This window comes from Mycobacterium sp. 050272, assembly GCF_039023525.1.
Lineage (GTDB): Bacteria > Actinomycetota > Actinomycetes > Mycobacteriales > Mycobacteriaceae > Mycobacterium.
On sequence record NZ_JBCHKV010000002.1, the window covers coordinates 412,857 to 436,138 of the forward strand.

Sequence of the window (23,282 nt, forward strand, 5' to 3'; positions counted from 1 at the left end):
CCTCTCGATCCTCGAGTGGCGTCGCCGATTTTTCTGTGGGTACCGGCCCGCGGTGCCCATGGTCTAGCTGTGATTGCTAGAGCCCTGCGGTCCGCCTTCCGGATTCAGGGCTCGAACTTTTTCCAGAGCGAGAAACGTTTTCAAGCCGAATAGCGAACAAGACGAAAAGAACAACACAAAACAACACGGGGGTAGCAGGGATGAGCGTCGAGATGATCGACATTGAACAGTTGGCGAACATTGAAGAGTTGCGCCTTGAGATCGACCGGCTGGATGCCGAGATTCTTGCGGCCGTCAGAAGGCGTGCCGAAGTTTCGCGGGAGATCGGCCGTGCCCGGATGGCGTCCGGGGGGACGCGCCTGGTTCACAGCCGGGAAATGAAGGTCATCCAGCGTTACAGCGAGCTCGGCCCGGAGGGCAAGGACTTGGCGATGCTGCTGCTGCGCCTGGGCCGGGGCCGGCTGGGCCACTGACAATCCTCGACACCGAGGATTTTCTCCGTCGAATTTCTCCTATTCCCGCGGCGAATTGTGCTGCCCGCTAGCGGTGGCTGTGGCCGGTGACTCGGCACTAGGGTCGAACCATGACCTCCGTGCTCACCATCCCCGATATCACCGCCACTCCGGCGTGGGACGCCCTGCGTAGGCATCACGAGCAAATCGGCGAAACCCACCTGCGCCAACTCTTCGACGACGACCCCGATCGCGGTCGCGATCTGGCGGTGACGGTCGGCGACCTCTACATCGACTACAGCAAGCACCGCGTCAGCCGTGAGACGCTGCGACTGCTGGTCGAACTGGCGCGGGCGGCCAACCTCGAAGAGCGCCGGGATCAAATGTTCTCCGGTGTGCACATCAACACCTCGGAGGATCGCGCGGTTCTGCACACCGCGCTGCGGCTGCCCCGGGATAGCGAGCTAGTGGTCGACGGCCAAAATGTCGTCGAGGACGTCCACAGCGTGCTGGATGCGATGGGCGATTTCACCGATCGTCTGCGCAGCGGCGAATGGACCGGCGCCACCGGCGAGCGAATTCGCACCGTCGTCAACATCGGCATCGGGGGTTCGGATCTGGGTCCGGTGATGGTGTATCAGGCATTGCGTCATTACGTGGACGCCGGAATCTCGGCGCGTTTTGTCTCCAACGTCGACCCAGCGGACCTGGTCGCAAAGCTTGCCGATTTAGACCCCGCGACAACCCTTTTCATCGTCGCGTCCAAGACATTCTCGACCCTGGAAACGCTCACCAACGCGACGGCCGCGCGCCGCTGGCTGACCGACGCGCTCGGCGACGCCGCGGTGTCGAAGCATTTCGTCGCGGTCTCGACGAACAAGCGCCTGGTCGACGAGTTCGGTATCAACACCGACAACATGTTCGGGTTCTGGGATTGGGTCGGCGGACGTTACTCGGTCGATTCGGCAATCGGGCTGTCGGTGATGGCCGCGATCGGCCGGGAGGCCTTCGCCGATTTCCTGTCCGGATTCCACATCGTCGACGAGCACTTCAGGACCGCGCCGCTGGAGTCCAATGCGCCCGCCCTGCTAGGCCTGATCGGGCTGTGGTACTCGACCTACTTCAACGCCCAGTCGCGCGCCGTGCTGCCCTACTCCAACGACCTGGCCCGCTTCGCGGCCTACCTGCAACAGCTGACCATGGAATCCAACGGTAAGTCGGTGCGTGCGGATGGCACACCGGTTACCACCGATACCGGTGAAATCTATTGGGGCGAACCAGGAACCAACGGTCAGCACGCCTTCTACCAACTGCTGCACCAGGGCACCCGGTTGATACCGGCCGACTTCATCGGCTTCAGCCAACCCACCGACGACCTGCCCACCATCGAAGGCACCGGCAGCATGCACGACCTGTTGATGAGCAACTTCTTCGCGCAGACCCAGGTGCTGGCGTTCGGCAAGACGGCGCAGGAGATCGCCGCCGAGGGCACGCCCGCCGAAGTGGTGCCACACAAGGTCATGCCCGGCAACCGGCCGTCGACTTCGATTCTGGCCGAACGGCTTACGCCGTCGGTGGTGGGACAGCTGATCGCACTCTACGAGCATCAGGTGTTCACCGAGGGCGTGGTGTGGGGCATCGACTCGTTCGATCAGTGGGGTGTCGAGCTGGGCAAGACGCAGGCCAAGGCGCTGCTTCCGGTGCTGACCAGCGACACCTCCCCGGCGCCACAATCGGACAGCTCGACCGACGCCCTGGTTCGTCGTTACCGGACCGAACGCGGACGAGTCAGCTAGGCGTCTGCGGCAGTCGGGCTCATCACGTCGGACCCGAGTCGCCGCACAAAGGTGCGAAGCCGTTCCACGGTCGCGGTCTGCGGGTCGGACAGGTGTAGCCGCAGCAATTCGCGACCGGAGGCATGCAGGATCCGGGCCGTGTATTCGGGATCGTGCACGCGGGGATTGATGCGCAGCAGTTCGCGGACGAAGAACTGGAGCACGACGGCTTCGGACTGGGCCAGGCGGGCATACAACTCCGGCGGCGCGCCCTGCGGCGGGAACATGAACAGCCGCCACGTCGCCGGGTGGGCGTCGACGGCGGCCAGCACCCCGTCGAACGCGAGCACGAACGCCTGATCTTCGGTGACGGTTTCCAATCCGGAGATCGCCTCGGCGAACTGGGCGCCGGCCCGCGCCGCCTCGCGATCGATCAGCTCGACGAACAGCCCAGCCAGGTCGCCGAACTTCTGATAGATCAACGACCGGTCGATCCCGGCCTGCGCCGCGATGCGCTGCGGCGTCGCCGCGTGGAAGCCTTCGGCGTCGACGATCGCGTGCGCGACGTCGAGGATCTGCTCGCGGCGACCCTCGGCGGTCATGCGCCGCTTGGGGCTGACCACAGTCACGCTTGACAGCATAACTAACAACTTGTGAGTATTACTCACTGACTGTTAGTTAGCGGAGGTTGTGATGGTCACGTACTACCCCGAACTCGCGGAGAGGGTCCGTAGCCAGCGCGATCTGCAGCCCGAGCTCTACGGCAACTTCGACTTCGACCAGCGGCCCGATCGCCTGGCCACCGAGCCTGACGTCGACACCGCCCTGCCCGCATGGGTCGCCGACCGGACGCCGATCCTGCAGGACGACCGCGTCGTCGAGTTGATGAGCACGGCCACCCTGCTCGGCGATGTGGTCGCCGATCCCTATGCGGCGCTGATGACCACCCACAGCGTCACGCACCTGATCGACATGCTCAAGACGGCCTGCCGCCACGGGCTGGAGGCGGTGCCCGACGCACCCCCCGAGCTGGTGTCGTTCATCGCCGCAATGGAGGCGACCCCGCAATGGATCGACTTCGATCTGGTGCGCGAAGGTGCTCGCCAAGAACGCATTCCGGCGGCGCTGCTGGCCCCATTCATCACCCGCGGTGCCTTCGTCGCGACGTTCACCAACACCTACGCCGCGCTGCCAATGGCGCTGACCGGAGCCCTCTCGGGCAAGCGGGCCGCCCGACGGGTCAACGAGACGGCCAGCTTCTTCGCCGTCACCACCCTGCCCGGTGCGCTGGACCGCTACGGCCCCGGATTCGAAGCAGCGGCGATGGTCCGGCTGATGCACTCGATGGTCCGCTACAACGCGCTGAAGAAATCCGACAAGTGGGACGTTGCGATCTACGGCATGCCGGTGCCACAGGTCGACCAGATGCCGGCCGGGATGATCGGCCAGTATCTGTTGGCGCGCAAGGCAAGACAGCAGGGCCGCACCGAATTCACCGCCGAAGAACGTGCCGTCGTCGAATTCGCCCGGTATCGCTGCTTTCTGCTCGGTCTGCCGGAAGAACTACTGCCGTCCGAACCCGCCGACATCATCCACGTCATGCACGCGCGCTCGGCATTGCTGCGGCACGGATTCGACAAGATCTGCCAGGAGCTGGTCCGCGGCACCATGGCGGCCTATCTGCGCCCCGACACCACTGTTTTCGACCGCTGTGCCGACGCGGTCGAAAAGAGTTTCAGCAAGTTCACTTTCGTGCGCACGTTCTGTGGCGGCAATCGCGACGTCGCCGAGGCCATGGGCGTCAGCCTCGACCCGACGGATCTGCTGCGCATCGCACTGACCGCGCCGTTCATCCTCGGACGTTTCACCGCGGTCAGCCAGGCCAGTCGCATCCCCGTGCTTCGGGACATCACCGACGCTTATGTGATCGGGCTGCTCAAGCTCCGGCTAAAGACCTACGGAAAGCCCGAATTCACCAGCGACGCAGCGCATTACACGCCAGTCCCGCAGTGAGTTCAGGCGAATGCTTTGGTCAGCGGCGGCGGTAGCACCCGCATCAGCTGCACCAGCGGCGCCCACGGCCACCGCGGCACCACGGCGCGGCCGGGCTCGCGCTCGATCGCGGCCACCAGTGCCCGAACGCCAGTTTCGTTGTCCACCATCAACATTGTGCTCGCCGATTTCGCGGTCATCTCCGACTCGATGTAACCGGGCTCGATCGACGAAATCTTGATGGGGCCCTTGGCGTACTCGGCGCGCAACGACTCGCCCAGCGACGTCAGTCCGGCTTTGCTCGCGCAGTAGGCGGCTTTCACGCCGGGGACGCCCTTGTTGCCGAGGACCGACGAGATCAGCACCAGGTGGCCCGAGCCGCTCTTGTTGAACATCTCGAGAGCGGTTTCGATCTGCACGAGCGCGGCCAGCAGGTTGGTCTCGATGGTCTTCTTGTTCGCCCACAGCTTGCCGCTTCCCAGCGGCGCCCCGCTGCCGATCCCGGCGTTGACGATGATGCGATCGATGCCGCCCAACTCGTCGCTGAGCTCCGCGAACACCTTCGGCACCTGCTCGTGCTCCCGGACGTCCAGCGGAGCCACCGCAATCTTGATCGACGGATACTGCTGCGAGAGCTCGGCTTTCAGCTCATCGAGCCGGTCGGTGCGACGGGCGCACAGCGCCAGGTCGCGCCCCTTGGCGGCGAAAGCACGCGCCATGCCGGCGCCCAGGCCGGAACTGGCGCCGGTGATGAGGATCTTCTGGCGTGTCACCCGGGCAGCATATCGACAGGTGTCAAGTTCGCCACGATCGGCCGGATGTGGGTTGATTGCCGCGACGAGTCGACGTTGCGGCCCAACGTCATTTGAGCAACCGTGACATCCGCCGATCGGCCAGCACCTTGCCGCCGGTCTGACACGTCGGGCAGTACTGGAAAGACTTGTCCGCGAACGACACTTCCCGCACGGTGTCCCCGCACACCGGGCAAGGCAGCCCGGTGCGCGCGTGCACCCGCAGCCCGGAGCGCTTCTCGCCTTTGAGCATCGCCGCGCCTTGGCCGACGGAGCGGTTCACCGCGTCGGTCAGCACCGAGATCATCGCGTCGTGCAGGGTGACGAGCTGTTCGCGCGTCAGCTTTCCGGCCGTCGCGAACGGCGACATCTTGGCGACATGCAGGATTTCGTCGCTGTAGGCGTTGCCGATTCCGGCGATCACCTTCTGGTCGGTGATGACGGTCTTGATCCGACCGGTATTGCCGGCCAGCACCGCGGCCAAGTCGTCGGCGCCCAGATCCAGGGCGTCCGGGCCCAGCGCGGCGATGCCCGGCACCAGCTCCGGGTCGTCGACAAGCCACACTGCCAGCCGCTTCTGGGTGCCGGCCTCGGTGAGGTCGAAGCCCGGCGCCTCACCCGGCGTGCCCAGGTGCACGCGCAGCGCGATGGGTCCTTTGCCGGGTCGCAGCGGGGCCGCGGCCAACTTGTCCGACCAGCGCAACCACCCCGCGCGGGAAAGGTGGGCGATCAACAACAGGTTGCCGGCCTGCAGCCCCAGATACTTACCCCACCGGTTGGCCGCGGTGACGGTAAGGCCGTGCAGCGCGCTGATCGGCGGATCGAAGGTTTTCAGGACCGACAGTGCCCCGACATCGACGCGGCCGATCGTCGAACCGACGGCGTGGCGCCGCAGATGGTCGACGAGCGCTTCGATCTCGGGCAGTTCGGGCATCTATTCAGTTTGCCGATCGCAGCTGTGAAGTGTCCATCGAAGCTCAGGACGGCCGTAATAAGTAGGTATCCATGATCCAGCCGTGCCGTTCGCGGGCCCGCGAACGCAGCGCCACGATGCGCGACCCCACCTCGCCGACAGTGCCCGCGACCAGCATCTCGTCGTCGGTCCCCAGGTAGGCGCCCCACCAGATGCGGGTGTCGGCGGGGCAGGCCGAAAACGAGCAGTCCGCGTCGAGCATCACCACCGTCGAGCCCGTCATCCCGTGGGTGCGTAGCTGGCGACCGGTGGTGATCAGCACGGGTTCGCCGACGTCGTTGAGCGGGATGCGGTGCCGGGCGGTCAGCGCCTGGACGGCGGTGATACCCGGGATGACGTCGAAGGTGAAGTCGATCTCGGCCGCGACCGCGTCCAGAATCCGCAGCGTGCTGTCGTACAGCGACGGATCCCCCCAGGCCAGGAATGCCCCGACGCCGTCTGGGCCCAGCTCGGTGGCGATGGCCCGCGCCCAGATCCGGGTGCGCGCCGCGTGCCACTCGGCGACCGCGTCCCGGTACCGGCCTTGCTCGTCGCCCGGACTGGACCGCTTCGGATCGGGCAATTCCACGAAGCGATAGCCCGGTTCGCGGATGAACCGCGTGCAGATCTCCCGTCGCAGCGCGACCAGATCGCTTTTCGCCTGGCCCTTGTCCGCGGCGAAGAACACCTCGGTGTCGTTGAGCGCATCGATCGCCTGCACGGTCACGTAGTCGGGGTCGCCCGCGCCGATGCCGATCACGTGGATATGCCGACTCACCCGCTACCTCCTCATGCGTCGTTCCCCGCCACATTGCCGAATCGCAATCTCGAACACCTAGTCGGGGTCGTAAGTACCCAGTACCATGGGTACCGTCTGAAGCACCCAATGAAGGGACGCCAGCGATGACTACTGCGGTGCGGCCGGGCGGGCCGAGTCGTGAAGAGTTCTCGGAGCGGTTACTGAAGGGCTCCGTCAAGAAGTCCTACGAGCCGATCGTCGACATCGACTGGGATGCCCCGCTGGACCCGGACAAGTTCTATCTGCCGCCCCGGCTGGTCTCGCTGTACAACACGCCGATGTGGGACGAGATGAGCCGTGAGCAACAAATCGAGCTGTCCCGCCAGGAACTGGTCAATACGCTGTCGGCCGGAATCTGGTTCGAGAACATGCTCAACCAGTCGCTGCTGCGCACAATCCTGCACGAGGACCCGACAAGCCGGTCCACGCACTACAAGCTGACCGAGCTGGGCGACGAAACCCGGCATATGGTGATGTTCGGCAAAGCCATCGAGCGCATCGGCGCCAAGCCGGTACGCCCCCGGCGGCTGCACCGGATGATCATCAACACTCTGCCACTGTTTTTCCAGCGTGGCTCGATGCTGTGGATAGCCGCCCTGATCGGTGAAGAGATCTTCGATTCGCTGCAACGCCAGATGATGGACGATCCGGAATTGCAGCCAATCATTCAGCGGCTCATGCGTATTCACGTCACCGAAGAGGCCCGCCATATCCAGTTCGCGCGCGACGGCGCCCGTAAGCGCGCGCAGACAATGCCGTGGCTCAACAGATTCTTCATGGCCAACATCAACGGGCTGGGCGGGTATTTCTTCCGTTTCCTGTTCAGCAATCCGATCCCGTACGCGCGGACCGGGCTGGATCCCCATCGGGCGCGGGCGATCGCGCGCAGCAGCCCGCACCGCAACGACATCCAGGCAGCCGGATTCGCCCCGCTCGCAGCGTTTTTGACCGAGATCGGCCTACTGGGCCCGATCGCGCGTCGCGCCTGGAAACGCACCGGCTTTCTGTGAGCCCGACGCAGGTCATCGTTATCGGCGCGGGAGCGACCAGCCGCGGTGCCGCGACCGAACTGCTCGCGGCGGGCGTCACCGACGTTGTCGTTCTCGATGAATCCCCGGTGGTCAGCTCGCGGTTCGACGACGGCACCCACACCTGGGAGTTGCGCACCGCCGCGGGTGCGACGCTGAACGCCCGGGCGGTCGTCGCAGTGGATCGATCGATGTTCGTCGCATGGACGCCAGAGCTGGCCGGGCGCAATGACTTTCGCGGTATCTCGTTTCACGCGGCGCAGTGGGACTCCGATTTCGATCCGACCGGCAAGCACGTCGCGGTCGTCGGCACCGACTCCACCGCGGGTTACCACCTGCCGCGGCTGACCGCGGCAGCGGCCTCGGTCACCGTTTTCGCGCACCCCCCGCGCCGGATCGTCGCCGAATTGCCGTTGCCGCCAACTCGTGTCAAGCGGTGGCTGCGCCGCAAGGCCCTGACATCCTTGGGCCGCAGGCAATCTCGGCCCGCACGCGTAGCCTCGCCCATCGCCGCGATCACCGCGTCGGGCATTCGCACCAGCGATGGTGTCGACCACAGCGCCGACGCGATCATCTACGGCACCGGATTCACAATCACCGATCAGGCGCCCACGCTGATTGGTAGCGGCGGATTATCACTCAAGCACACCTGGGCCGACGGCACCGAGCCCTTCCTGGGCGTAGCGATGCACGGGTTCCCTAACTACTTCTCGGTCACCGGGCCCGATGTCGTCGTGCAAACACGCTATGTCGTCGAGTGCCTTGAGTTGCTGCAACGCAGCGACAGCACCCGTATTGAGGTATTGCGCAGTAGTCAGCAAGTCTTCAACGAACGCGCACATTTCCAAGCCACCCCGCCATTTCCGGTGACGTCCGCGTTCGATTTGTCGTCGCGCGCCGCCGACGACGCGATATACGACGGCAGCGCGACGCTGACCATCGCCGGCACGTCCCTTCCGGTACGGGTTCGGCTGACCGGACGCCTCGATCCGATCGACGGCCGTTACCACTGGCAGGGAACGCTCTTCGGCTCCCCGGCGCAACCCCTACCGGACGAAGCGTTCAAGCAGATCCGTATGGCGACGCTGACGGTCGGCGAACGCAGCGCGGCGGCCCGCATCGTCGAACAGACGCCGTGGGGCACCCACGCGGTGGCCGGCGTGGGTACTCCCCCTTATGCCATGACGAAATCCTGAACGGCTCCGATTTCTCTCGTCTGGTGGCATCGATGCCACTGAACTAACGTGAGAAGTCTCTGCCGCCGGGGGGGGCGGTTCCTCATTCGTTTTGCCGGATGGGAATTCGAGGGAGCAGGAGATGGAATGCCGGATCGATACGTTCGGTTACTTTCCGACCGCGCTAGGATTCCTGTGCCCTAACCGCAATTAGGACACGCGCCCACAAACCGCTGCATCGCGGAGCGCGATAAGCAGGGATAATGTCCTAGACGGAAAGGAGTGCCTCTCGTGAGTGCGGTAGCTGAGTCGCCGAGCTCGCTGGCCGTTGCGACTCGGACGGACGACTCGATCGCCGTCCTGACCGTCGGCGGCGTGCTTGACGCCAGCAACGTCGGGGCGCTGCGCGAGAGCATCTCCAAGGCAACGCTGGACGAGCCGACGGCCGTCATCATCAACATCAGCGAACTCAAGGTGCCCGCGGAGTCGGCGTGGTCGGCCTTCATCAGTGCCCATTTGCAGCTCGGCACTCAGACACGAGTTCCGATTGTGCTGGTTAGCGCGCATCGCGCGACCCGCGACGCGCTCACCCGCAACGAGGTCGCGCGCTTTATGCCGATCTACTCGACGGAAAAGGCGGCCATCAAAGCGCTCGGCAAGCTCACCCGTCAGACCATCCAGCGGGCCGATTCCGCGTTGCCCGCGAACCTGACCAGCCTGCGCGAATCACGCCGGCTGGTCCGCGAGTGGCTGACCGAGTGGAAGCAATCCGGGCTCATCCCGGTCGCGCTGGTTGTCGTCAATGTGTTCGTGGAAAACGTGCTCGAACACACCGGCAGTGTTCCGAAGATGCGGATCGAGACCGACGGCGAAACCGCGACGATCGCGGTATCCGACGAAAGCACTTCGGCGGCCGTACGGCTGCCATCGCCGGACAAAGGCATCGACGTGTCAGGGCTGGCGATCGTCGACGCGCTGTCGCGCGCCTGGGGCAGCACGCCGACGGCATCGGGCAAGACGGTCTGGGCCGTTATCGGCCCCGAGAATCAGCTGTAGTCGGGTCGCTTCACCCGTTGTGTAGGACCCGCCCGCAAGCCAAATTAGAACACGTTCTAGTGTCGTGTGACGGCCCCCACAAGGAAGGCGGATGACGTGCGGTTCACCTACGCAGAGGCGATGACCGACTACCGGTACTACATCCCGCTGGCCCAGGCCGCCGAGGCGGCCGGGTACCACGCGATGACGATCGCCGACAGCATCGCCTACCCCTTCGAGTCCGACTCGAAGTATCCGTACACGCCCGACGGCAACCGCGAATTTCTGGACGGCAAGGAGTTCATCGAAACCTTCGTGCTGACAGGGGCATTGGGCGCGGTGACGACAAAGTTGCACTTCAACTTCTTCGTCCTCAAGCTGCCCATCCGGCCGCCGGCGCTGGTGGCCAAACAGATCGGATCGCTGGCCGCGCTGACCAACAACCGGGTGGGCTTCGGGGTGGGCACCAGCCCCTGGGTCGAGGACTACGAGCTGCTGGGTGTCCCGTTCGCCAAGCGCGGTAAGCGCATGGACGAGTGCATCGAGATCATCCAGGGCCTCACCACGGGCGATTACTTCGAATTCCACGGCGAGTTCTACGACATTCCCAAGACGAAGATGACGCCGGCTCCCACCGAGCCGATCCCGATCCTGATCGGCGGGCACGCCGATGCCGCGCTGAAACGCGCCGCCCGGCTGGACGGCTGGATGCACGGCGGCGGTGACCCGGAGGAGCTGGACGCGCTGCTTGCCAAGCTCAAGCGGTACCGCGAGGAGGCGGGCAAGACGGGCCCGTTCCAAATTCACGTGATCTCGGCCGACGGCTTCACTGTGGACGGCGTCAAGCGGCTGGAGGACAAGGGTGTCACCGACGCCATCGTCGGGTTCCGCATCCCTTACATCACGGGAACCGACACCGAACCGCTCGAAGACAAGATCCGCAACCTGGAGTGGTTCGCGGAGAACGTCATCGCGAAGGTCTGACCGTCACAGCGGATCCCAGTGGGGAGCCCGCTTCTCCATATGCGCCTTGGCGGCCTCGGCCGGGTTGTTCGTGAAGCCGCTGAGGATCTGAGTGCGGTTCTCGATCTCGATGGCGTGCCGCAAACTGGGGGCGTCCAGCGCGGTGTTCAGCCCAATCTTGGTCTGCCACACGCCATAAGCGTTGTTCGCGGCGATCTCGCGGGCCTTGCGCAACGCCGCCGGCATCAGATCGTCCGGCGCGACCACCTCGTGCACCAGCTTGATGCGGTACGCCTCGTCGGCGTCGATGATCCGGCCGGTCAGCATCAGCTCGCGCGCCACGCCCGCACCGACGATTTTCGGCAGCAGGTAACTGGTGCCCATGTCCATCGACGAGAAGCCGGCCTTGATGAACACCGAGCCGAAGCGGGCTTGTTGCGACGCCACCCGGATGTCGCTGACCAACGTGAACGCCAGGCCGCCGCCGACCGCGACGCCGTTGACCGCCGCGATCACGGGAATGTCCAGTTCGTAGATTCGGGTGTAGAGGCCGGCCAGCCGCACCTGCGCGTCGTAGTTGACCTTGAAGGCCGGAGTTTCCGGGCCGGCGGGCCGGGTCCAGGCCTGGCCGGTGCCGCTCAGATCGGCGCCGGCGCAGAATCCGCGTCCGGCACCGGTGATGATCGCGACCCGGTACTGGCCGCTATTGAGCACGTCCAGGGCGGCGTCCACGCCGTCGATCAACGACCCGTCAATCGCGTTGAGTCGCTGCGGGCGGTTCAGGGTGATACAGGCGATGTTGTCCTCAAGAGTTTTCAATTCCACGGCAGGCATAGCGAAACCGTATGCGACGGCGTTATCTGCCGAACAGGCACATCGGCTTCGTAACCGCGGCGCTTCAGGCCGCGAAACTGTAACCACCGACGGCCGCTCTCGGGATACGCGTCGCCAGTTACAGTCTCGCGACTAAGAGCGTTTGGCCAACCACTCGGCCTGCATCACCAGCAACGCCATCGTCTCCAATCGCGGTGTGTCCGGGTCGAGTTCGCGGTAGCGCTGGTACACGTTGACTACCACTCGCTCGGCGTCCAGCCAGTTGGCGTACTCGCCGAGATCGATGGTGTCCGCGGCCTGGGCCCACGACAGACCCCTGTCATGTGCGGCCTTGGCCTGCTCGGCAACGTGCACGAGATAGCCACGGACAGCACGGATCCCATCCGGGTCGGTCACCGGACCGTGCCCGGGGACCACCGTCGCAGCGTCCAGCGCGATCATCGCATCGCAGGCCGCGATCCAGTTGTCGATCGGGCCCGCCCACACGATCGGGGTGCAGCCGATGAACAGCAGATCGCCGCCGAACAGCACCCCGGCGTCGGGCACATGCACCACGGAGTCCGCCGCGGTGTGCGCCGGCCCCAGGTTCAGCAGCTCGATGCGCCGGCCGCCGACCTCGATGGACAGCTCACGGTCGAAGGTCTGGTCGGCATTGCGCACCTGGATACCACTGAAGTCGAAGGGCCCGAACCGGTCTCGCGTGTACGGCGTCGCCACGGGTCCGAGATTGGCGGTCTGCACCATGGCGAGCATGGCGGGTGCCATCCCGTGCTCGATCTCGTCGGCCGTGCCCTGCGCGGCGATGATCCGCACCGACGCGTCGAGCAGTTGGTTGCCGTGGGTGTGGTCTCCGTTGGAGTGGGTGATCAGCGCGTCGGTGATCGGCGCGCGCCCGGTGAGCGGGCCCATGGCCGTCAGCATTTCGCGGGTCAAGGCCAGGTCGAAGAGGGTGTCGACCAATAGTGAAGCGCCGTCGCCGCTGACCAGACCGGCGTTGCTCCAGCCATAGCCGCCGTCCGGCAATGTCCACGCCCACACCCGATCACCGACCTCGTGCAGCCCACGGGTGTAGGGCACCCGCGCCGGCGCCCGGTTAACCCGGCTCGGCGCGGGCGCGGCTGCCGGATTGGTCCGGGGAGCCAACGGGTGCGGCGGGCTGCTGGCCCGAACGGTCTGCCGAGTCTCCCCCAAACCCTGCACCCGCAGCGCGACGACGTCACCGTCACGCAGCCAGCCCGGGAAGGATTCCAGATCTGCCAGGCTGAGATGCTCGACCAGCGTGCACGTGGGCACCGTGCCGGAGCCGATGACGTCACCAGGCATGAGCGATACTCCGCGTGAGACGTAGGAGATGACTTCGCCGAAGCTCCAATCCATTTGGGCTGTCGAGCCCGCGCCGATCACGTCGTCGTTGACCAGCGCGGTGACCTGCAGGTCGAGCTTGCCTGGAAAGGCGGGGTGGCGATACCGCTCGAGCTCATCGGGCGTCACCAGGTAGGGGCCCAGCGTGACTCCGCTGTCTTTGCCCTTGCCCTGCCCGATCCCCAGTTGGCTCTCCAGCTGCTGCAGGTCGCGCGCGGACCAGTCGTTGAAGATCATGTAACCGATGATGGCCCGCTCGGCCTCGTCGACGGTCAGGTCCTTGCCACCGGTCCCGATGACTGCGGCAATTTCCAATTCGAAGTCCTGCCAGGCACTTCCGGGCGCCATGGGCGCGTCGTCGTAAGGTCCCAGAACGGTTGCCGGACAAGCGAAATAGAACGCCGGTATGCGATACCAGGTATCACTGAGTTCGCGCCCGGCACCCAGGGCCGCCTGGCAGTTGCGCATATGGTCCAGGAAGCACAGCGAGTCACGGATAGACGGCGGGTTCGGGATGGGCGCCAGCAACGTCACATCGTCGCGCCGCACGGTGGCGCCGGACCGCAACGCCTCCTCGCCGGCCCGTCGCAGGCCCTCTTCCCCGCGACCGACCAGGTCCAGCAAGGTCACGTCCGGTGGCGCAGCATGGATCTCGTCACCGGAAAGCACACCGGCCCGCGGCCCGCCGGCATCGCGGTAGGTCACCCATTTCATTCGCGTACCACCTCACTCGGTTCCTTGTCCGGCCTCAGCCCGCGCCAACTCGATTGGCGCAGCCGGCTATCCGGGGTCCATTCGCTGTAGCGCACCTCACCGACCAGAACCGGCTCGACGTAGGTCACGCCCCGGGCCTCGCTGCGAGGAAGCGGTGGGGTGAAGGGAGATTTGTCGGTGTGCAGCGGTGCCATGGTCTTCTTCAGGTTCGCCAGGTCACGCTCGGTGAACCCGGTACCGACGCGGCCCGCGAAGTGCAGGCCGCCGTCGGCCGGGATGCCCATGAGCAGCGAGCCGATGCCGCTGCTACGTCCGCCCTCCCCGGCCTTCCAGCCGCCGATGACGATTTCCTGGGTGTTCCAATGCTTGTCCTTGATCCAGGACGCCGAGCGTCGGCCCGGCTGGTAGGTGGAGTCGCGCTTCTTGGCGACCACGCCCTCCCATCCACGCTTGCGGGAATGCTCGAGTGCCTGCTTGCCGTCACCCGGCAGCAGCTCGGGGACGATGAGGTCGCTACTACTTCCTAGCATTTCCAATAACTTTCGGCGGTCTTGATAGCGAGCCCGCAGCAGGGAACGCCCATCGAGATACAGCACATCGAAGGCCCAGAATTCCACGCGGCTACCCCGGCCGCGGTTCTGCATCGCGTGAAAGCTCGGTACCCCGGCAGCGTCCAAGACGACGGCTTCGCCGTCGAGCACGACATGATGATCGGCCAGATCTTTTGCCAGCAAACTCAATTGGGGGTATTCGTCGGTGACTTCACGGCCACGCCGGGACCGGACCCGCAGGGCGCCGTGGTCGATTTCGACCAGCAGTCGGTAGCCGTCCCATTTGCCTTCAAACGCCCACTGGCCCGCCTTGCACGCCGCTACGGAGCCGTGAGTGGCGAGCATGGGCGCTATCCCGTCGAAGTCGAATACCTGCTGGTCCTTCATCCGGTGTGCCAGCCATTGGTCGCCGTTGGTTTGAATCAGCGCGTAGCGACCGGATATTCGGCTACCGTGCAGGTTGACGATGACTTCGTCGTCGCGAAACTTTTCGGCCTCGTAGGTGCCGGCATCCCAGATGACCACCTTGCCGGCGCCGTACTCACCCTTCGGGATGGTGCCCTCGAAGCCGCCGTATTCCAGCGGGTGGTCCTCGGTGTGCACCGCGAGATGGTTCACCGATGTGGTGTCGGGCAGATTCTTCGGCACGGCCCACGACACCAGCACGCCGTCGCGTTCCAGCCGGAAGTCGTAATGCAGCCGGCGGGCATGATGTTCCTGGATGACGAATGTATTCCCCTGTCCCACAGTGGGTTTTGCGTGAGGAACGGGCTCCGGCGTCTTGGCCGCGTCGCGCATGCTGCGGTACTTGCTCAGCCGGTCCGCGACGGGAGCATCGGCGTCCAGTGCCGCCAGCAGATCTCCGTCGCGGGCGACGCGGGCCAGCACCTCGTCGTAGCGCAGCTGCCCCAAGCCCGGGTCGTCAAGTTCGTCCCAGGTGCGCGGTGCCGCGACCGTGGGATATTCGCGGCCACGCAACGAATACGGCGCGATGGTGGTCTTTGCGCCGTTGTTCTGGCTCCAGTCCAGGAAGATCTTGCCGTCCCGTAGGCTCTTCGTCATCGTCGACGTGACCAGCTTGGGCATGGCCGTTTCCAATTGCTGGGCAACACGTTTAGCCAGCACCGAGGCGCCGCGGCTGCTCACCGGCTTCTCCAGTGGCGCGTAGAGGTGCAGTCCCTTGCTACCGCTGGTGAGCGGAAAGGTCGTCAACCCGATGTCGGCGATCAGGTCGCGCACCGCGCGGGCCACCTTGGCCAGCTGCGCCATCGTGACGCCCTCACCCGGGTCCAGGTCGAACACCAATCTTGTTGCCGGACCGGGCTTGAGCTCTTCGGCCTTACTACGGGTCCACTGCGCGACGAACCTCCACTGCGGCACATGTACTTCCAGCGCCGCCTGCTGCGCGATCCAGGCCAGCCCGTCGACACTGTCGATGATCGGATACGTCGTCGTCCCGGACCGGTGCGAAATGCTGGCGCGCGGCAACCACTCTGGTGCCGAGGCAGCCAGCTGCTTTTCGAAAAACGATGACTGCTCAACACCATTGGGCCACCGCTTACGGGTGGCCGCGCGTCCGGCGATATGGGGCAGCATCACCTCCGCGATGCCAGTGTAGTAGTCGAAGACGTCGGACTTGGTGGTGCCGGTCGCCGGGTAGAGCACCTTATCGGGGTTCGTCAGCTTCACCCGCAGTGCCATGAGAGTCAACCTACGCGTTTCTGCGCTGTTAACGCCGCTGACCGCCGATTATGGCTCGGTACCCGCCGATTTCTCTGTGACATCAACCACGGAGCGGTTAGACCCGTGGTCGCCTCGGGCACAGATGGACAATGTTTGATGTCTCTGCCTCCTGGCGTCGAAAAAGCGGCGTCCCGTTAAGCGACGCGACCTTGCAGCTGCATTCGCAGCGCGTGGACGTGCCCACCTACGACAGGTCGGCGCTGCACCGTGGTGTGGTTCACATCGGCGCGGGCAACTTCCACCGCGCACATCAGGCGGTCTATTTCGACGACCTTGCCCGCTCAGGCATTTCCGACCGGTGGGGCGTGACCGGCGTCAGTCTGAACTCCCCTAACGCCAAAGACTTGCTGTCGGCCCAGGATGGGTTGTACACCGTCGTAGCGCGCGGCCACGACCGCCAAAATGCCCGCGTGGTCGGCTCGATCGGCTCCGTTCACTACGCACCGAATGACGGCGCGGCGGTCCGCGCCGCCCTGGCAGACCCGCAAACCCGCATCGTCAGCCTGACCATTACCAACAACGGATACTTCCTCAACCCGGTCACCGACGAGTTCGACGCCGAGCACCCCGACGTGCGTGCCGACCTGGTCGCGTCCGACGGGTATGCCACCGCGTGGGGCTATCTGGCCGAAGCCCTCGACCGTCGCCGCCGCGCGGGCGTCGCACCGTTCACCGTGCTCTGCTGTGACAACATTCCGGGCGACAGCCAGCCGGCGAGAACCGCGCTGGTGTCGTTCGCCGCCTTGAAGGACCCCGCGCTAGCCCGTTGGATCGACACCTACGTCGCGTTCCCGTCGACCATGGTCGACCGCATCACCCCCCAGACATCCAATTCGGAATGCGAGTTCGTCGAGCAGACGTTCGGCGTGGCCGACAAACTGCCGGTGGTGACCGAGCCGTATCGCCAATGGGTGATCGAGGACTCGTTCTGCAATTGGCGTCCGCCGCTGGACCTCGTCGGTGCCGAATTCGTGGCCGACGTCTCCGACCACAAGCTGATCAAGACCCGCCTGCTGAACGGATCCCATATCGCGCTCGGGTGCTTGGCCACCCTGGCCGGGTATCGGCGCACCGACGAGGCGATGCGGGATCGCGTGATCTTCGACTACGTCGAGAAGCTGCTGCGCGACGAGATTCAACCGCTGCTGCCCGCCGTCCCCGGGATGAACACCCCCCACTACCCGGCCACCTTGCTCGATCGGCTGAGCAATCCCCGAATGAGCGATCAGTTGTCGCGGTTGGCTCGACGGGGAACCAGCAAGATCGCCCAATTTGTAATGCCCTCACTGGAGGAGGGGATCGCGCAGGGCAGGCCGCACACCCTGCTGACGTTGGCTGTTGCCGGGTGGGCTCGCTATATGCGCGGCCACGACCTCGACGGGCGCAAAATCAGCCTCGAGGACTCGCAGGCGATTCCGGTGGCTAGGTTGGCCAACATGGCGAGCAACAATCCCGATCCGCTGCTGGGCCATGAAATGTTCGCCCAGGTGCGCCGGGTTCCCGGTTTTGCCGAGCGCCTGGGCGAGATGATTGCCGATATCGACGAGCGCGGTGTGGTGCCCACGATGCGGGACGCGATGCGCAAGGACGAGCGGGAGTTGGTGTCGCGATGAACGGCGGACTGACGCTGGTGCACAGCTTCGACCCGGCCCAGGTCACGACCTTGCTCTGCGACGCAGACGACAACTTGTTTGCTTCGGAGCGGCCCGCGTTCGAGGCATCAACCGAGGTGGTGAATCGTTTCCTGGCCAGGTTCGGCGTAACCGCTCCGCTGGGTCCGGAGGAGTTGCGTAAGCGGGCGGTCGGGAAGAACTTCCGTACCACCGCGCTCGACCTGGCGGTGCAGTGCGACGTCCCCCTCGAGCCGGCGCTGGCCCAGGGCCGCCCCGAGGGGGTGGTCGCCTCGGACGGCGACTTGGCCGCCGGCAACGCGTTGTCGGTCGACGAACTCGAGGGCTGGGTGCGCGAGGAGCGCGAACGAGTCACCGCTCATCTGGCTCTCACCCTGACACCCGATCCGCGAGTGCTCGAACCGTTGCGCGACCTCGCGGCGCATTACGCCCTCGCGGCGGTCAGCTCGAGTGCCACCACGCGGCTGGGCGCCTGCTTCGCTGCCACCGGCCTCGATGCGCTGATATCGGAGTCGGTGACCTTCAGCGCGGAGGATTCGCTTCCGGTTCCGACGAGCAAACCCGACCCGGCGGTGTACCTGCATGCCGGGCAGGCGCTGGGCGTCGCATCCGGACAGGGTCTGGCCATCGAAGACTCTGTGGCAGGCGTTTCTTCCGCAGTGGCAGCGGGCTACCCCACCGTCGGTAACCTGATGTTTCTACTACCTGATGAACGGGATTGCCGCCGTGCGGAATTGATCGATGCCGGCGCAGTCGCGATCACCGAGTCGTGGCGTGCGCTGGCCGATTTCCTGCTGCTGTCGGCGGTGCCGGCCGGAGGTTCCCCGCTCGCGTAGGGGGCGGTGGCCCCCGCAGTAGCGATCCGGGCGGTGGCCCGGGGAGGAGGTGGCCAACGATGGCCAGCGCAATCGATCTGAGCAATGCGTCGCTCTCCAGGCTGCCGGTCGACGCGCCGAAATACGACCGCGACCGCGTCACTGTCGGTATCGCCCACATTGGCGCCGGTCACTTCCACCGGGCGCATCAGGCGGCGTACATCAACTTGCTGCAGCAGCAGGGCCTGGCGCACGACTGGGGTATCTGCGGGGTGGGCGTGATGCCCGCCGACTGGACCATGCGCGACGTCCTGACCGATCAGGACGGGCTGTACACGCTGATCTTGGAGAACCCCGACGGCAGCCGGGATGCCCAAGTGATCGGCTCAATCGTCGATTACCGCTATGCCCCCGACGATCCGGAGTCGGCGCTGGAGGTGCTTGCCGCGCCGGCCACCCGGATCATTTCGCTGACGATCACCGAAGGCGGTTACCGCGATCCCGATGGGCCCGCGTTCACGTTGATCACCCGGGCGCTCGCCCGGCGCCGAGATCGAGGACTCGCCGCGCCGACGATCGTGTCCTGCGACAACATCGAGAACAACGGGGACCTCGCCCGGCGTACGGTGCTCGCAAGTGCTGAACGCATCGACCCCGAGCTGGCGGCGTGGGTCGCCGAGCACAGCCGGTTTCCGAGTTCGATGGTCGATCGCATCACTCCGGCAACGACTTTGGAGATGGCTGCGGAAGTGCGCCGCGACTTCGGCGTCAACGACCGGTGGCCGGTGGTGGCCGAGCCGTTCACCGCCTGGGTGCTCGAGGACGACTTCGCCGATGGCCGACCGCCGCTGGAGAAAGCGGGCGTGCTGATGGTCGACGATGTGCGCCCATACGAGCTGATGAAGCTGCGGCTGCTCAACGCGGGGCATCAGTGCCTGTGCTATTTCGCCCATCTCTGCGGCTTCAAGTTCGTGCATGAAGCAGCGCGGGATCCGTTGTTCGCCAAGTACTTGCTTGCCTACTTCGACACCGAGGCCATCCCGACGCTGCCGCCGGTGCCCGGGATCGACCTGCATGACTACGGACGCACGCTGATCGACCGGTTCGCTAACCCCGCGGTGCGCGACACCGTCGCCCGGCTGTGCGCCTACTCGTCGGACCGCATACCGAAATGGCTGTTCCCCGTCATCCGCGACAACTTGGCCAACGATGGTCCGATTCAGATGGCGTCGGCGGCCGTGGCGAGTTGGGCCCGCTACGCCGAAGGCGTCGACGAGTGGGGCGAGCCGTACGAAGTGCTCGACCAGCTGTCGGATTCGCTCATCCCGATCGCCCGGTCGCATCACGAAAACGCATGCGCGTTCCTTGAGATCACCGCGGTATTCGCCGACCTGTCCCATCAGCATCGGTTTGTCGAGGCATACCGCTGGGCGCTGGATTCGTTGCACAGCAAGGGAGCTCGCGCGACATTGGAAGCGTTGGTGCAATGAGGAGCCTGGTGATCGGCGAGTCGCTGATCGACATCGTCGAAGGCGACGAACATGTCGGCGGCAGTCCGCTCAACGTCGCCGTCGGACTCGGCCGGCTGGGCCGCGACGTCGACTTCCTGACCCACATCGCCGACGACTCGCGTGGGCGGCGGATCGCGGAATATATCAAATCCTCTGGTGCCCAACTGATTCCGGGAAGTATGACTGCCGACCGCACCCCGACCGCGACGGCGACGATCGCCGAGGACGGATCCGCCACCTACACCTTCGACCTGGACTGGCAGCTCCCCGGCACACCCGAAGTTCCCCCGCCGTTGTTGGTGCACACCGGGTCGATCGCGGCGGTGCGCGAGCCGGGGTGCTTGGCGGTCGCGGCGCTGCTTGACGCCTACCGGTTGTCGGCCACGATCACGCTGGATCCCAACGTCCGGCCGTCGCTGATCACCAACCGGGAACTGGCGCGCCAACGCATCGAGCATCTCGTCGCACGCAGCGACATCGTCAAGGTCAGCGATGAGGATCTGCGCTGGGTCGACCCCGACCGCGAACCGCAGCATACCGCCCGCGGTTGGTTGGCACTGGGGCCCGCGATCGTCGCGGTGACGATGGGTGAAAACGGTTCGCGGGCGTTCTGCGCGGCAGGCGAGGCGCACGTGGCCGCCAAGCAGGCGGAAGTGGTCGACACCATCGGCGCCGGCGATGCATTCATGGTCGGCCTGCTCGACGCACTCTGGGAAATGAACCTATTGGGCGGCCAGCGACGGGCCGCCCTGGCCAAAATTCAACTCGACGAATTGACCGCGGCATTCGAGGCGGCGGGGTTGGTGTCGGCACTGACCGTCGGCCGCGCCGGCGCTGATTTACCCGACCGTGCCGCCCTGCGCTCAATCGCCCTCTAGCCCCGGCGGTTTCACGTGTGTACCGCGGTAACCGGGCTCGGTCGAATTCGAGCGTAAAGTCGGCTCGTCAGATCGCAACAGTCGGCAGCGGTAATGGTTGGCGAACACCGGGAGGTATGGCGAGTTCCGTGGCAAAGCAGCCAGACCAGTTCGACTGGATCACTGCCTACCTGGACGGTCATGGCCTTCTGAAACCGTGGCGCCGGATATCGGCAGTCTTCATCGCCTCATTCACGGCGTTCCCGCTGATCATGCTCTGCAGCCCGGCCGGACCGGCAGATCCGGTGACCCGAACGGTGACCCTCGTGGCATCGGGATTGGGGATCATCGGGGCGAGCCTGCGACTGAAACGCTGGCCGTCACGACGTCAGTCGAGCAACTGGTTGCTCATCGGCATGGCGGGCATCGCGGCGGCGCTGTTGACGTTGTCGAACCCCTACGTGGGATTGATGTGTTGCACGACTTTCGCGATGCTGGGTGGCTACATCGCCTACTTCCACGCCTTCGGCTACGTGCTCACCAACTTCGCCGTGGCCGCGACGTGCGTGGCGGTTCTGTCGTATCGCATCATCGCGGACACGGGCGACGTAGCGCTGACCGCCGCTTCGGTCATCGTGGTGGTAGGACTCAACATCGGTGTGCCGTTGGGCATGCAGTCGTTGGTGCATACGCTGCGATCCGATCTGCAAAGCTCCGGGCGCGACCCCCTTACCGGCCTGCACAACCGGCGCTCCTTCAACAACTCGGCGTACGAACTGATCCGGGCTCACCGCAACACGGCGAACTCCTATCTGGTGATCGCGGTCATCGATCTCGACGACTTCAAACGGCTCAACGACACGCACGGCCACGCCGCGGGTGATCAAGCGTTGGTCGCGGTCGCCGCGGCGCTTCAGCAGAGCTGTCGCGCCACCGCCGTGATCGGCCGGGCCGGTGGCGAAGAATTTGTCGTCGCCGACGTCAGGACCACGCCCGACCCCGCGAGAATGGCCGAACGCATTTGCGATGCGATAGCCGCCATCCCCTTCGACATCACCGCGAGCATCGGCACCTCCAGCGCGCCGCTGCACACCGGCCCGACTATCCCAGCCATGGAGCTCATCGACGATCTGATCAGGACGTCAGACGCCGCGATGTACGAGGCCAAGCGCGCCGGAGGCAATCAGGTTCGCCACAATTGCGGGGACACACCCCCGCCGGTGACGGCCTGATCGGATTGCCGGCAACACGTTTCGCCGTTTTCGCCGATGATCGGTGGCTGCGGCCCCGGGCGATCCGGCCCGCGGCGACCCCGGTGAAATCCGCTCAATCCCAGCTCACGGGCCTGTCGGGCTGTTTTGCCGGCGGCGGTATGGGCATACTGACAAGATGCGCTCCATCTGGAAGGGTTCGATCGCGTTCGGGCTCGTCAATGTGCCGGTCAAGGTGTACAGCGCCACCCAAGACCACGACATCAAGTTCCATCAGGTGCACGCCAAGGACAACGGCCGCATCCGCTACCAGCGGGTGTGCGAGCTCGATGGCGAGGTCGTCGAATACCGGGACATCGCGCGTGCCTACGAATCCGACGACGGACAGATGGTGGTCATCACCGACGACGACATCTCCACGCTGCCCGAAGAACGCAGCCGCGAAATCGAGGTGCTGGAGTTCGTCCCGGCCGCCGACGTCGACCCGATGATGTTCGATCGCAGCTACTTCCTCGAGCCGGACTCCAAGTCGTCCAAATCGTATGTACTGCTGGCCAAGACACTGGCCGATACCGACCGCATGGCGATCGTTCATTTCACACTGCGCAACAAGACCCGGCTTGCGGCCTTGCGGGTCAAGGACTTTGGCAAGCGTGACGTCATGGTGGTCCATACCTTGTTGTGGCCGGACGAGATTCGCGATCCCGACTTCCCGGTGCTGGACAAGAAGGTCGAGATCAAGCCTGCGGAGCTGAAGATGGCCGGGCAGGTGGTCGAGTCGATGGCCGAGGACTTCAATCCGGACCGCTACCGAGACACTTACCAGGAGCAGCTGCAGGAACTCGTCGACGCGAAACTCGAAGGCGGAGAGGCATTCACCACCGAGGAGAAGCCCAAGGAATTGGACGAGACCGAAGACGTCTCCGATTTGCTCGCCAAGCTGGAGGCCAGCGTCAAGGCGCGCTCCGGCGACGGGAAGGCACCGGCGAAGAAGACGGCCGCCAAGAAAGCGCCCGCCAAAAAGGCGGCCGCGAAGAAGGCGCCGGCCAAGAAGTCGCCCGCCAAAGCGGCGTCACGATCCTGATCGGTGT

General features: G+C 65.2%; 20 protein-coding genes and 1 pseudogene. 13 read left to right on the top strand and 8 right to left on the bottom strand.

Going from position 1 to position 23,282, the window contains the following annotated elements; translation table 11 throughout:
* Positions 1–149: 149 nt before the first annotated feature.
* Positions 150–473 (top strand): chorismate mutase, encoded by a 324-nt coding sequence (locus AAHS21_RS06715; RefSeq protein WP_279304562.1) that lies wholly within the window; start codon positions 150–152, stop codon positions 471–473.
* A gap of 110 nt (positions 474–583) precedes the next feature.
* Positions 584–2,248 carry a glucose-6-phosphate isomerase gene (pgi, locus tag AAHS21_RS06720; protein ID WP_342926903.1) on the top strand — a complete coding sequence of 555 codons (1,665 nt, stop codon included), beginning with the start codon at positions 584–586 and terminating at the stop codon, positions 2,246–2,248.
* Here pgi and AAHS21_RS06725 read toward each other — a convergent pair.
* Positions 2,245–2,829 carry a TetR/AcrR family transcriptional regulator gene (locus AAHS21_RS06725; protein WP_342927107.1) on the bottom strand — a complete coding sequence of 195 codons (585 nt, stop codon included), beginning with the start codon at positions 2,827–2,829 and terminating at the stop codon, positions 2,245–2,247. The two genes, pgi and AAHS21_RS06725, sit on opposite strands and share 4 nt — an antisense overlap.
* A gap of 91 nt (positions 2,830–2,920) precedes the next feature.
* On the opposite strand from AAHS21_RS06725, the gene AAHS21_RS06730 reads away from it, so the two are divergent.
* A complete protein-coding gene (locus AAHS21_RS06730; protein ID WP_342926904.1) occupies positions 2,921–4,240 on the top strand; it encodes an oxygenase MpaB family protein in 1,320 nt (439 codons plus the stop codon).
* A 2-nt stretch (positions 4,241–4,242) separates the two neighbouring features.
* Here AAHS21_RS06730 and AAHS21_RS06735 read toward each other — a convergent pair whose 3' ends face one another.
* From AAHS21_RS06735 to cobF, 4 genes and pseudogenes are all read right to left on the bottom strand, one after another.
* Positions 4,243–4,992 (bottom strand): SDR family oxidoreductase, encoded by a 750-nt coding sequence (locus tag AAHS21_RS06735; RefSeq protein WP_342926905.1) that lies wholly within the window; start codon positions 4,990–4,992, stop codon positions 4,243–4,245.
* An 88-nt stretch (positions 4,993–5,080) separates the two neighbouring features.
* Positions 5,081–5,551, bottom strand: coding sequence for a zinc finger domain-containing protein (locus AAHS21_RS06740; protein WP_342927108.1), 471 nt, complete (start codon positions 5,549–5,551; stop codon positions 5,081–5,083).
* Between the two features lie 150 nt (positions 5,552–5,701).
* Positions 5,702–5,944 (bottom strand): annotated as a pseudogene (locus AAHS21_RS06745) (DNA-formamidopyrimidine glycosylase family protein); the annotation flags it as partial.
* Positions 5,945–5,987: 43 nt separating this feature from the next.
* A complete protein-coding gene (gene cobF, locus AAHS21_RS06750) occupies positions 5,988–6,740 on the bottom strand; it encodes a precorrin-6A synthase (deacetylating) (protein ID WP_342926906.1) in 753 nt (250 codons plus the stop codon).
* 125 nt (positions 6,741–6,865) lie between these two features.
* Here cobF and AAHS21_RS06755 point away from each other — a divergent pair, with 125 nt between their 5' ends.
* The 4 genes from AAHS21_RS06755 (at position 6,866) to AAHS21_RS06770 (ending at position 10,983) form a co-directional block, all read left to right on the top strand.
* The gene (locus tag AAHS21_RS06755; protein WP_342926907.1) at positions 6,866–7,771 is read left to right on the top strand and encodes a diiron oxygenase; all 906 of its coding nucleotides are present in this window, start codon (positions 6,866–6,868) and stop codon (positions 7,769–7,771) included.
* Positions 7,768–8,985: a DUF4873 domain-containing protein gene (locus AAHS21_RS06760; protein ID WP_342926908.1), complete on the top strand. Its 1,218-nt coding sequence runs from the start codon at positions 7,768–7,770 to the stop codon at positions 8,983–8,985. The genes AAHS21_RS06755 and AAHS21_RS06760 overlap by 4 nt, the downstream gene beginning before the upstream one ends.
* Positions 8,986–9,246: 261 nt before the next feature.
* Positions 9,247–10,020 carry an STAS domain-containing protein gene (locus tag AAHS21_RS06765; RefSeq protein WP_342926909.1) on the top strand — a complete coding sequence of 258 codons (774 nt, stop codon included), beginning with the start codon at positions 9,247–9,249 and terminating at the stop codon, positions 10,018–10,020.
* A gap of 96 nt (positions 10,021–10,116) precedes the next feature.
* Positions 10,117–10,983 (top strand): LLM class flavin-dependent oxidoreductase, encoded by an 867-nt coding sequence (locus tag AAHS21_RS06770; protein ID WP_342926910.1) that lies wholly within the window; start codon positions 10,117–10,119, stop codon positions 10,981–10,983.
* Positions 10,984–10,986: 3 nt separating this feature from the next.
* On the opposite strand, the gene AAHS21_RS06775 is transcribed toward AAHS21_RS06770, so the two are convergent.
* From AAHS21_RS06775 to AAHS21_RS06785, 3 genes are all read right to left on the bottom strand, one after another.
* Positions 10,987–11,787, bottom strand: coding sequence for an enoyl-CoA hydratase-related protein (locus tag AAHS21_RS06775; protein WP_342927109.1), 801 nt, complete (start codon positions 11,785–11,787; stop codon positions 10,987–10,989).
* Between the two features lie 141 nt (positions 11,788–11,928).
* Positions 11,929–13,872 carry a fumarylacetoacetate hydrolase family protein gene (locus AAHS21_RS06780; protein WP_342926911.1) on the bottom strand — a complete coding sequence of 648 codons (1,944 nt, stop codon included), beginning with the start codon at positions 13,870–13,872 and terminating at the stop codon, positions 11,929–11,931.
* The gene (locus AAHS21_RS06785) at positions 13,869–16,124 is read right to left on the bottom strand and encodes an ATP-dependent DNA ligase (protein WP_342926912.1); all 2,256 of its coding nucleotides are present in this window, start codon (positions 16,122–16,124) and stop codon (positions 13,869–13,871) included. Before AAHS21_RS06785 ends, AAHS21_RS06780 begins: the two co-directional genes overlap by 4 nt.
* Before the next feature lie 131 nt (positions 16,125–16,255).
* Between AAHS21_RS06785 and AAHS21_RS06790 the strand changes: the two genes are divergently transcribed.
* The 6 genes from AAHS21_RS06790 to AAHS21_RS06815 all read left to right on the top strand — a co-directional run bounded on the left by AAHS21_RS06790 (position 16,256) and on the right by AAHS21_RS06815 (position 23,275).
* The gene (locus tag AAHS21_RS06790; RefSeq protein ID WP_342926913.1) at positions 16,256–17,779 is read left to right on the top strand and encodes a mannitol dehydrogenase family protein; all 1,524 of its coding nucleotides are present in this window, start codon (positions 16,256–16,258) and stop codon (positions 17,777–17,779) included.
* Positions 17,776–18,633, top strand: a complete 858-nt coding sequence (locus AAHS21_RS06795) for an HAD-IA family hydrolase (RefSeq protein WP_342926914.1) — start codon at positions 17,776–17,778, stop codon at positions 18,631–18,633. The genes AAHS21_RS06790 and AAHS21_RS06795 overlap by 4 nt, the downstream gene beginning before the upstream one ends.
* Positions 18,634–18,692: 59 nt before the next feature.
* Entirely contained in the window at positions 18,693–20,102 is a 1,410-nt protein-coding gene (locus tag AAHS21_RS06800; RefSeq protein ID WP_342926915.1) for a mannitol dehydrogenase family protein, read from the top strand.
* The gene (locus tag AAHS21_RS06805) at positions 20,099–21,001 is read left to right on the top strand and encodes a carbohydrate kinase (protein ID WP_342926916.1); all 903 of its coding nucleotides are present in this window, start codon (positions 20,099–20,101) and stop codon (positions 20,999–21,001) included. Before AAHS21_RS06800 ends, AAHS21_RS06805 begins: the two co-directional genes overlap by 4 nt.
* A 128-nt stretch (positions 21,002–21,129) precedes the next feature.
* Positions 21,130–22,212 carry a GGDEF domain-containing protein gene (locus AAHS21_RS06810; RefSeq protein WP_342926917.1) on the top strand — a complete coding sequence of 361 codons (1,083 nt, stop codon included), beginning with the start codon at positions 21,130–21,132 and terminating at the stop codon, positions 22,210–22,212.
* A 157-nt stretch (positions 22,213–22,369) separates the two neighbouring features.
* Positions 22,370–23,275, top strand: coding sequence for a Ku protein (locus AAHS21_RS06815; protein WP_342926918.1), 906 nt, complete (start codon positions 22,370–22,372; stop codon positions 23,273–23,275).
* The last annotated feature ends 7 nt before the right edge of the window (positions 23,276–23,282 follow it).